At 43.2% G+C, this 12,122-nt stretch carries 4 protein-coding genes; all 4 read left to right on the forward strand.

Features of this window, described 5'->3' with window-relative positions:
- Positions 1 to 74 precede the first annotated feature (74 nt).
- The 4 genes from ACQ6WK_RS04645 (at position 75) to ACQ6WK_RS04660 (ending at position 12,024) form a co-directional block, all read left to right on the forward strand.
- Entirely contained in the window at positions 75 to 1,841 is a 1,767-nt protein-coding gene (locus ACQ6WK_RS04645; protein WP_432799580.1) for a right-handed parallel beta-helix repeat-containing protein, read from the forward strand.
- A gap of 157 nt (positions 1,842 to 1,998) precedes the next feature.
- The gene (locus tag ACQ6WK_RS04650) at positions 1,999 to 3,519 is read left to right on the forward strand and encodes a calcineurin-like phosphoesterase C-terminal domain-containing protein (RefSeq protein ID WP_432799581.1); all 1,521 of its coding nucleotides are present in this window, start codon (positions 1,999 to 2,001) and stop codon (positions 3,517 to 3,519) included.
- A gap of 767 nt (positions 3,520 to 4,286) precedes the next feature.
- Entirely contained in the window at positions 4,287 to 8,384 is a 4,098-nt protein-coding gene (locus ACQ6WK_RS04655; RefSeq protein WP_432799582.1) for a hypothetical protein, read from the forward strand.
- A 310-nt stretch (positions 8,385 to 8,694) separates the two neighbouring features.
- The gene (locus ACQ6WK_RS04660; RefSeq protein ID WP_432799583.1) at positions 8,695 to 12,024 is read left to right on the forward strand and encodes a hypothetical protein; all 3,330 of its coding nucleotides are present in this window, start codon (positions 8,695 to 8,697) and stop codon (positions 12,022 to 12,024) included.
- Positions 12,025 to 12,122: the final 98 nt, after the last annotated feature.

Here is a 12,122-nt window from a genome sequence, read left to right on the forward strand (position 1 = left end):
AATTGTGATTCATAAAATATTTTGATTCAATTAAATATCATATCGGAAGTACTTCACAGTCAGGAGAAATAACAATGAATGACACAATGACAAATTCAGATGTATCTAATGAGAATATCCAGGATCGCAAGATTGATCATGCACAGCATCATATTGAGTCTTCGCCATCGGCTCCTGCAGCTTCTCGTCGACATTTCGTTGGCGCCATGGTGGCTGCAGCTGGTCTGGGCGCTTTAGTGAATACACCGCAGATTGCAAAGGCTGCTACATCCTCAAGTAGTAGCCCGTATATCATTTATCTTGCAGATTATTCACCAGTTGGGGATGGTATTGCGGATGATACCACACCTGTTAAAAATGCCTTACTCGCGGCTGAAGGTAAGTTGCTTGTATTCGAGGAAGGCAAAACATATAAAGTGACACAGGCTTTAACAGTGTCAAAAAATACAACTATTTTTGGTATGGAATCTGCATTAAAATTTGTCGTTAGCGGGTACACTGAAAATTTAGTTTTACGTTCACATGTTACAATCTCAAACCTTACGGTTGAAAATGCAGGTTCAAGCCCTGTCGGAGCAGGCAACTTTCAGTGTCCAATTCTCATTGGTAAATATGGCCCAGGCACTGGTTATAGTGGTATTACACTCCGCGATATAACAATCAAAAGCAATCGTCCTAATGGCAATGGCATACTCATCACAGGTGATTCACATGACATTTTGATCGATGGCGTCACCATGCGATCCGCAACAAGTTTGGGACGAGGTATTGCGATACACTGGGGCGGTGCAGATGTACATACAAATGGTACCACGCATCCGTACAATATCAGAATAACCAATGTTGTTGCGAGTGACTTTACATATAGTGGGGCTGATACCGGCGTTATTTTCCTGTCTGGATGTTACAATATTGAAGTCAGCAACGTAGATGCAAATAATGTTTATAAAGGTCTTGTTGGATATGCAGGAGATAGGGGCGATCAGTATGCAGCAACGATTCAGTCTGGAAGATCAGGTCAAGGTATTATATTCAAAAATATTGTTATGAGATCTGTGATTTATCAAGGAGTAAAAATTAATGGAAAACCAATTCTGAGTGGAAATTCACAGCCTTGGCCAGTTCGCATGGAGTCGTGTATGTTTATTGGCAAATCTGGTTCAGGCAATGGTATAATTTTAGCGAATTGTTCTGCTCCTGTTTTTGACGGATGTAAAGTGTCTTATTTCGATGGGCAAGGTATTGCATCACATGAGAAAGCTAATGGGGTGAGATTTTTGGGTGGTGAGGTAGATCATAATGGAGGAAATGGTTTCTATTGTTCGCATAGTACAAATCCACCAGCGAATTGGTACATTTCAAATGTTTATTTACATGACAACAATACAAATAATAATACGATCGATTCGCAATCATCAGGCATTTTTCTAGGCAATTCTATCAGGCCGATTATACATGGATGTCGAATCGGAGATCCCGGAGGTGAAACACAAAGATATGGCATTAGGATTTCGCCATCGTGTGTGTCGCCAAAGCTTGAGGATAATGATGTACAAGGGGTATACTCGGGCGGAGTCGCGTATTCGATCGGGGCATCAAGCAATTACGATATCAATGCTCATGGCCAGAATAACACTGCGGCATCCGGTATTACTGGGTATGAGGGCGCTCCGATTTACGTTATTGATGGTAACGGGAATCGTGTTTTTAAAGCAAGTTCATGGCCTTTTTCAGGAAGTTGGGTCAAGGGCGACCGCGTTTATAATTCGAATCCATATTCGAGTGGTCCTGTTGGCTGGGTGTGCACAAGTGCTCCAAATTCATGGAACTCGTTTGGCTAAAGGGTAATGCGGCATCATTTACAGTATCACCAAGTGGCTGCATGATTCATCTATTTGAATATTATTACTTAACATGAAGAGGTAGATTATGAAATCGATCTTCTATGCTATTTTCATATCCTTTTTTGCTTATAGTTCTCTTGCCGCAGAATCGATCATGGTTTCAGGTACCGTTTATCATGATTCGAATGCTAATCAGAAGCTGGACCTCGACGACAAACCTCTTCCTGATGTACTTGTTTCTAACGGTGTCGATATTGTCCGAACAAATGCGCAAGGCAAGTACACGCTCCTACTTGAATCTAAGCACGACGCTGTTTTTCTCATTAAGCCGGCTGGTTATCAATCTCCTCTGAACGAATATTTCATTCCAAAGTTTTTCTACATCAACCGGCCTACTGGATCACCTGTTAATCTAAAATATCCCGGCCACAAACCAACAAACCTCATTGGAAAAACTTTAGACTTTCCACTTAACAAACAAAACGAATCTCTCAGTTATACCGTTCTTCTTTTTGGTGATACCCAGGTTCCGAACTACAAATCCATCACATGGATGCGGCATGATGCCATCGAACCGCTCATTGGTACCACGGCAACCTTTGGTATTACACTCGGAGATGTCGTCCACGACAATCTTGTTACGTTTGACCAATACAAAACGTCTATCGCACAGTTAGAAATCCCATGGTACAACGTCCTTGGTAACCACGATATCAACTTCGACGTTCCTGACGACAAACGATCAATAGAAACTTGGCTTACGCATTTTGGTCCGCCCAACTACGCATTTAATTATGCCAATACACATTATATTGTTATCGATAACGTTAACTATCACGGCAAAAAAGAGTATGGATGTGATCTTTCAATCGACCAACTTACTTTTATCAAAAATGACCTGAAGAACGTATCTAAAGATACACTCGTTGTTGTACTCATGCACATCCCTCTTTACCATCTGAAAGAAGAAAAACGCCGAGCACTTTTCGATCTCATTAAAGATTTTCCGTACACCTTCTCTGCGTCCTCACATAGACATTACCAACAACATGAATTCTACAATTCTTCAAACGGATGGGGAAGCGCAGCTTCTCCTGAGCATCATCATCTCATTGCCGCCACTATTTGTGGGGCTTGGTGGGGTGGGGTTCGCGATGAGTTTGGTATTCCTACTGCCTCGCAACGTGATGGCTCTCCTAATGCCTATAACATTCTCTCCATCAAAGATAACGCTTACTCTCTTCGCCTCCATAATCTTCGTAGGCCGAAATCTGATCAAATGTCCATTTATCTTGCGGATAGCATTCCCGTTGACAAACTTGCTGATCAAACAGCATACATCAATATCTATGCTGGATCCGAAAAAAGCATTACAATGGCGCGTATCCGTCATCAAACCGATTGGCTTTCAACTCAGCCAGTTACACGCATCGATCCATATCACTTAGATCGTATTCAACGCTATAAATCAAATCACTTCCCGAATGATAAAGCAATTTCGATTGCATCAAAAACGCCCCATCATGCCGCCTTCAAACTACCAACCAATCTTAAATCCGGCACATACCTTCTTCAAGTTAAAACCACCGATCTATTTGGCCAAACTGATACCGCATCACGTATTTTCAATGTGACATCACCCGGCTCAGCACTCGTTGAGCCTACGACACGTTGATAATCACGGAGTCGTCAACGATTACAGTTAATTTACTATATATGCGGCGGGATATTGCGGCGTCTTCGTCCAGGAGTGTATTTAACAGCATTTTACTGAGTGGGGTCTATGGGCCAATATTTATTACCTTATCAAGCTAAGAAGTATTCATGTTTGTGGCCTTGATTTTTAAGGATCAATTTTCAACACATAGATAAACGGATATGCTTTTGATACTGAGATGGAAGCAATTCGGTATCATTATCAATGAGCGTAATATCCAAATACTAGTTTAAGCGTTTGTGTAAAATATCATTTCAACACTTGTGCAATGAATATCGCGAGCAGTTATTGTGTTTCGGTAGCAGCACTATTCAACACAATTAGCTGATTAAATGAGCCAGACGATATGAGGCGGAGTGCAATTGCCACAACATTATTTGCAATGTGTCGTAATTTTTTATAGATACTTTGCATATTACGGATTGACGATTTAACGTATAGCTACTATCGTAAAGCCTGTGCAGCCTAAGGTAGGTTTACAAGGTGATGTCGCAGTAAATAAATATCCGGAGGTTCCAGGGCAAGACACGTAACCTTTAGCATCATTGCATAATAGGTGACTCATACTAGTGTGTGTTACAAAAAATGGACCGAACATAAGAACTATGTTTAGAGTTATGTTTTATCTAACTATTCTTTAGCTGTAGAAGTAATATTTGATCGTTTGTTGATTTAAATATACGTAGGTGAATGTTTATATATTGATTCTTTGGGGTGCAAGTCTTATGAAATTTGAAAAGATTTTGAGCGTATGGTTTTGTTATGGCAAAGGTGCAAGCTACTTGACGTTGTGTTTGCTTGGCGTTTTAGGTTTTTATTCGCTCGTTTTGGGTGAAGTCGAAGAGCCGGATGACAAAGGTCCAGGCAGCGGTGATGGCTCAGATTGTGCGAAATGTATCGTTAAAGATCTGGAGTTTGATGAAGAATCTCCGGGGTCAATCACGTTCGAAAGCTTAACTATTAACTACGATAGTAATGGTGAAATACAACAAAGACGAACATATAACTATACAGGTGAGCAACTTAAGTATGTTGCGTGTAATAAGTGGAAGGGAAAGGGTAACTTATCAAGATTAAGAGAAGATAAGACATCGAACGGCCTGGAAACGATAATAGACGATGACCATGAAGTTTCGGCAAACGTGTATTATCTCGGCGATGCATGGGGCGGTGGTTTTGGTACTGTCTCGGGAGGGTATAGCGGCGAGATGCCAAAACTAGAAGTTTATGACACCGAAACGAGTGACGGCACAGATTTCAAGAGGGTTATGTTTACGAGTAGTGGTTCTGTTACGACTGATGTTACATATGATGATGTCGACGGTAGCGTGCCAGAAACTAGTGCTGATGCGACATATGAGCATGAAGGGGAAGATGCGCAAGGAAATAAGACTTCATATGTAAAGTATGAAGTGACAATATCTGGTGGTGGTAAGCCTGTAGATGAGGAAGGAGATGAGGGAGGTGAGGGCGAAGCCGAAGGTGGGGATAGTGGGAAAGGCGGTTCGCAAGCATCTAGTAGTACGGGCGGAGCGAGTTCGGGGTGCGTTAGCTGTACGAATGCTTCGCCAAGCTTTGGCAAAACGGGTCTCGGTTCGCTGCACATTACATGGGGCTTAGGAAAAAATAATGCAGGTGATCCTTTGGGGCATTTGGAGCTACATGCAGAAGAATGGTCGGCGGATATTGCAAATAAATCGTCACTACGGTTATATGGCAATGGCAATTGGGACAAGAGTGTGACTGGGGGGACCATCGTAAATTCATCACAGAATGGTCGTCTTGCGGTAGCAGATTATGATCCAGATAGCGATGGGACGATTGATGGCTTTGTACTTACTGGTGAAAAAACAGAAGAAATAGAAGTGGTTGTCGATCCTGCTTTCCCGGATTGGACGATCCCGATGAATGTAGATGTTAAATACATGACTTCTCAGGTGACCAGTCCTGCAACGAACCAAATTCTTGTAACACAAACAAAATATGAATCTGATGGAACTGGCGGAGCCAATGCTGTCAGTACAACGAGTATTTTATATACCTATAGTGAGGATGGCACCAAGAAGATTTGGGAGATGAAGAATGGAGTGGATCCAACAACACTAGTTTTACAGGATGGCGGGTCGCATATTCGACAAGAAGCTTGGGAGGAGATTGTCGGCAGTATTACTTATTCTGTAAAGCGTTATATTGCTTACGATTTAAATGGGGGCGTTTTGGGTGTTGAAGAAATTCGTTTCCAAGATTTTGCGCCAGCAAGTTGGCAAGCCGGTGGTGATCACGATTGGAAGGCGATGGAGTGGGAATGGGGGACGGCAATGAATGCGGATGGTACTCCTGGGGGCGATGTAAAGCGTCGCCAGTGGACGAGGTACGATGACGCTTCAGATTTCTGGACGTATGGTGAGGTTAAAGCGGTTGTTGATGAAAACGGTTATTGGGAACATTTTACATATGGACCGCGTAATGTAGTTGCGACTGCTCTATACTCAAATGGCACTAAATACTATGATGATCCAGCGTCGATCGATCCTATATCCGCAGCGAGTTTTGCGACAGCTAAGCATACTACGGAATACGATTATGATCTGCACCGGGGTACATTGCTAAATCAGACAGATGGAATTTATGCATATCGTGCAGCGAGGATAAAAAAAACGCAGATTGAAACTGCGGGAGGAATTGAGCGAACAAAGTATACAATCTATTGGCCTTATGCCAGGTTGGATAAAGATTTTGATGGTGATGGTCAGGTAGATACAGTGGTCGAAAATCAGCTGGACTACAAAGAAAAATGGAAGATTGAATGTACAAGTAATCCGAATGCAAATGGTGTCACTGATGAAGCATATTTACGTCAGCTTGTATCTGATGTCGATTCAGCGAGCAGTATTTCAGATCGCGTGGCGCGTATTTACCGTTACAAGCCTAGCGTAAATATTGCAGGTGTTGGCGTTGGTGGAAAGCTCAAGCAGCGGATTGGTTGGGATGGTGAGGTCATCGATTATAGCTACCCAGACGGGAATACAACTGTCGTTGAGTCTGGTTATTCAGGAGCTCGCAGGCGTGTCAGTACGCGTGAGGATAGTAGCCGCCGTGTGACCGGGAGATTAACTTCAGAGCAAGATCAGGGCGGTAGCTGGTTCGATGTGAATTTGGTGACAACGGATTATTCTCAAGACCGTTTTAATCGGCCAACGTCAAATAACTATTATTACGGATCAGAAGCAACGAATGAATGGGCTTCAGAGGGTAGCGGTACGCCAACTTATAGTACGTCAAGTTCGTATGGATGTTGCGGAATAGAATCACAAACAGGTGCGGATGGTATTACAACAAGCTATACGTATGATGATTTTTATAGATATGAGCATGTCGAAGCAGGTACAGGTGTACAAACGAAATATACCTACGATGAGCTCGGGCGTGTAATCAAGACAGAACGCGTTTCGTCTGACGATTCTGATACGGTTGTTCTTGAAGAAACGTTTTTTAATCTTAGTAATCAAATAGCTAAAACTAAAGATGGCCGAGGTATCTGTAGTTTTTACACATACCGCAGGATTGGCCCGGATGGCACTACCTTTAACTCAGCAACACATGATCGTATGTATCGTGAGAACCGCGTATATCCGCATGATTCAACAAGCGGTCCTGTTCAGGTTACTTGGAAAGATTCGCGTGGTAATGTTGTTCGTCAATGGACAGGAAGTTCATCAAGCTCATGGAGCGAAGCATCGCCACCAGTGGGTGATGAGCTACTTACCGAGCTTAGTCGTAGTGTGGTGAGTTTGGATTGGGCCGATCGTGCTATTGAAACGAAGTTTTATCACAATCTCACAGGACTTACTGGGATTGATGATCTCGGCAGTTTGAACACAAATTACTATGTGGGCACGTTGGATTATGATCACTGGGGTCGTGCTTGGAAGCAAATTGATCAATCGGGCAACATTACCATCTCAAAGTTTGATGACGAAACTGGCAACCTGATTGAAACTTGGGTTGGTACGGATGCAACGGGTGCGACATCGAATGATCCGGTGGGATCCGGCAGTAACAACATGTTAGTGGTTTCCAAGGTGTACTATGACACTAATTATGATGGAACAGGCAATCGGCGTGCCTATCCGACTAAAACCATCACGCTTGGAACGACTACCAATATTAATAGTAGTAGTGCCCATGCCGTGATCAATGAGCAGTTTTGGGATAGTGTTAATGATGAGCGAGTTATTTGGCAAAAACCGGCTCAAGATTTGTGGCAGAAACAGGTAGCTGATTTACGTGGTAGAACAAAACGTGTTGAAAGTTATTCTGATGATGGCAGCACATTGATCTCCAAGCAAACGAATGTTTATGATGATAGTTCTACGGGCTACGGGCGATTGATTGAAGTTAAGCAGCACGAAGTTATAAGCGGTGTTGCGGGAAATTATATCGCGAGCAAGTATGCGTATGAAGATGTTGAGGATGGGGGGCGTCAGATAAAAGCTGATGAACCAGGAGGTCCAATCACAAAGCAGCAATTTGACTTGCACGGCCGTCTACTTCGAACGGTTCAGATCAGCGATGAGGTCGGCTCAGATCCAACTAACTTTAATGATGATATTGTGCTATCTGAAATGGTTTATGAGTATGATGACAATGACAACATCATCATGACAACAACTTATAGCCGTCTGGAAACCGTGTCAGATTCACAAGCCGGGCTTTTGTCAGATAATCCAACTTCGGCACGTGTGACTTATAACGCCACTTGGTACGACGATGCGAATCGTCCGACTCATGTGGTAGATTACGGAACGAATGTGCCACAGTAAGCAACCACGCCGTTAACTCATTTTTCCAATGGTTTTGAGCTTTACTTTAGCTATTGATGATTGATCAACAAGATATTTTAAGGATCACATGATGGGGTCTACTCGTATAAACGTTCTTGCAATTAGTTTACTGGCTATTGGAGTTGTGCAAAGCAGTACTGTGTATGGGGTAAATCGGCCTGCTTCCCCGCCAGTGAGTTCCAGTACCGCTCATGTGACTGCCTACACGTATAATGCAGCTGGTATTACAGAAACAATAACGGATCCGAGTGGCATTCAAACAAAACACGAGTACGACGCGCTAGGGCGGATGCTGAAGCAGATTGAAAACTATCAGGACAGTGTTCCGGGTGATAGCACGTCTGGCGATGACGATCGTACAACGGCTTACACCTACACCTCTGGTAATCAGATCAAAACCATTACTGCAGACATGCCGGATGGAACAACTGATCAGACGACAACCTATGTTTATTCAGGAGAATTAGCTTCACCACAGGATCACCTTTATGTGTTTAATAATGATGCGCTTTGCTCAATCATTTACCCCGATTCAGATGATGCTCTGATCTCTGGTGCTTTGGATGATGGAAGTGACGGTGAATATGATCGCGTTGAACTTGAGTATAACGTGTATGGGAAAATAAGGTATAGGAAAGATCAACAAGGAACGAAATTAGAAACAACTTATTCGCCAAATAAAAGGACAGTTGAAAGTATATATTTAGACCAAAATCCAGAAAATATAGGTGGGATTGGGTTATTGTTATACGCATATAAATCCCCCGGTCCATATGCACAGTTGGATACAATCACTCAGTATGACACTCAATTTTCTATTATTGGCGTACTGAAATATGATTACGATGGTTTTGGCCGTATCAATAAGGTTTATCAGGCGCATGGAGGACCGATTAACACTAGTACCTCCCCAGCAATCACCTACGAGTATGACGACACATTGGTCGGTCAGGAGTATGTCAATGGTGCACGCCTCAAAAAAATCATCTACCCCAATGGCCGTGAGATCAACTACCTTTATAGCGAAGAAGGTGACATCGATGGCATCAATCATGACATTGGCCGCATAACTGCAATTGCATCTGCTTCAACACGCGGCACCAACGACAGCAATGTCATTGCAGCTTATAACTACCTTGGTGATGGTATGATGGTCGCCAAGAATTTACCAACCCCTAATATCAAGCTTGATTACACCGGCGATGATCCAGAAACAACAAGTGTAACAGAAAATCTACAAGGCTTTGATTCGTTCGGCCGTATTCGCCGGCAGCGATGGGCTCGATACGATCCTAATAACGGCAATCAAATAACAAACAACGCCTTTGACATCCGCCATGGCTACGACCTCGCGTCAAACCGAACACATGCTGAGCGTGTTGAATACCCACGCGCTTCGCAACACTACCAGTACGACAATCTTCATCGCCTGAAATCTTATGAAGCCGGCACCTTCAATGGCACGACAGCCAATCCAAGTATCTCTGATATTGCCTATACCGACTACTCAGATTGGAAACTCGACCAGCTCGGTAACCATTTGGAAGTGAAGAGGCTGGATGCCTATAACAACAAGGGAGATGTGGTTTATAAAAATACTGTAAACAACGCGAATGAATATGAAAGCCATAAAGTTAAAGCGGGGACGAACAACAGATATCATGCGCGTGTGAGTGATCCAAGTCATTCTAATTTGTGGGAACAGCTGGATCCAAACGATCAATTTACCTTTGACCAGAACAACTCGAATTATTTAGAAGTCACGAATGTTTCTGGATCAGATGCGATTATCCTTGTAGATATGCCTGACGTTGGTCCCAGTAATGACGGCACCTATGTAAACTTTCCTGTAGGTACACCTGACGGTGCACAAGCGGGTATCGTTTTTGGCTATAAATCAAACGACGATTACTGGTTGAGTGTTTGTGAGTATCACACCGTTCAATCATACACCCGAGTTTATCACGTAGTTAATGGCGTTCAGCAATTAATCAGAACGTCGAATATGACGATTAATTTTGGCTCAGACCACTTTACATATACGCGAGGCAGATCAAATTCACTCAAGGGTTATATAAATTTACTGGGTGGCTACCCTTCTGGGCGTATTGGTCTTTATACTACACACGCGGGCATCAAGTTTAAAACATTGCTTCATCAGAACCCGTCTTATAGCGAAGATTTCTTGGGGCGTTGGGCAAATTATGGTTTGATTCCTCTTGCTCTACCTGATACTAACGGCAACTATAGAGTTGGCGTCTCTTGGTCTTATGGTTGGCAAACCTATCCATTGTTAGCAAAGGGGATCTATGTTGAAGATTTTGAAACAACATTCAGTCTGGAAAGAAAGCAAAACCAAACGAGTTGGAATCATGCGGTACAGCTTATTTTCGATGCCAAGGATATGCATAATTTCAATTCGCTTACGATTGAACACGAATTAGCATCTCGTAAAGCAGACTCTGGAACATTTCAAGCGTTCATTCTCGCGAATGGTGGTGCTCGACAATGGGTACATAGCCAGGGCACCTATACCAGTGCCAACTATCCTGACTTGGCAGATGCCGACAAGCTGTGGTTGCGTGTTTCCAGAGTTAACGGTGTGATCCAAGTGAAAGCTGTTAAATCACTACCTACCGCGCACTACGATTCCACGATCGATACTGCGCTGGATAACGCTGCAGTCTGCTTCCAGATAACAATCGCAAACAACGGTGGTGGCCAAGTTGGCTGGCTGTCTCGTCATGCGACGTCTTATGTCGATGACTTTATGCTCCGTACTGACGCTGATGGCAATGGCTCGTTTGAAACCGTTGAGCATTTTGATGATTTTGAAGTCGATAATGACGGCTATGCTGACAACACCATGGCGTACGACGCGGCTGGTAATATGACTTTCGATGGCGTATATACCTACACTTACGATGCATGGAACCGTATGATCTCTGTGAAGAAAGCGTACCGCGACACCAATGGCGTGTTGCAGAGTGGATCAAACATCATCACGATGCAATACGATGCACTTGGCCGCCGTATTGTGAAGAAGGTTGAAAATTCTGGCGACCTTAATGCCGAGTATCACTACTACTATGATGGCCAGAAACTGATTGAAGTACGTGATGGTAGCAACGAAACTTTGAAGCAGAATGTTTGGGGCTTACAATATATAGACGAACTTATTCAAAGCAGGGCTGCGACGATTTCAGGTGAATTTGATGGCGACTATATTGACGCCTACATGATGCATGATGCTAATTACAATATTCTTGGCATTACAAATGAGCACGGCGTGATGATGGAACGCTATGAATATACACCTTATGGCGAGCGGACCATATATACATTCTCAGGTTCGCCGGGTTATGCCAATGAAGATTTTACATTGTCCGGTCCTTTGTACATAGAAGGTATGCAAGAAAACGACCCCAAGCTAATGACACCAATTTTCCGATCGCAACCCACGCAGGGTGATGGAACGATTAATCATAATATACGGCTAAATGATTTCGGCCACCAAGGCCTCTTCCATGATGAAGAGATCAATTTAATTTACAACCGTGCACGTATATATAACCCTGCGGATAGCAATTTTATTATGAGAGATTCTGGAGTGAAGTAAGCGATATCGTGCAAATGGTTCAATCAGCCTGAATGTGCCCAACTTGGATGAGAGTCTTTGTATTCTACTGAAAGTGTGTTACCCAGAATCTCTTGTAG

It is taken from the genome of Poriferisphaera sp. WC338, from assembly GCF_050931845.1.
Classification (GTDB): Bacteria; Planctomycetota; Phycisphaerae; order Phycisphaerales; family Phycisphaeraceae; genus Poriferisphaera.

Coding starts and splice junctions, on each gene's coding strand:
- ACQ6WK_RS04650 (WP_432799581.1), top strand. CDS start 1,999: ATGGTTTCAGGTACCGTTTATCATGATTCGAATGCTAATCAGAAGCTG.
- ACQ6WK_RS04645 (WP_432799580.1), top strand. CDS start 75: ATGAATGACACAATGACAAATTCAGATGTATCTAATGAGAATATCCAG.
- ACQ6WK_RS04660 (WP_432799583.1), top strand. CDS start 8,695: ATGCTGAAGCAGATTGAAAACTATCAGGACAGTGTTCCGGGTGATAGC.
- ACQ6WK_RS04655 (WP_432799582.1), top strand. CDS start 4,287: ATGAAATTTGAAAAGATTTTGAGCGTATGGTTTTGTTATGGCAAAGGT.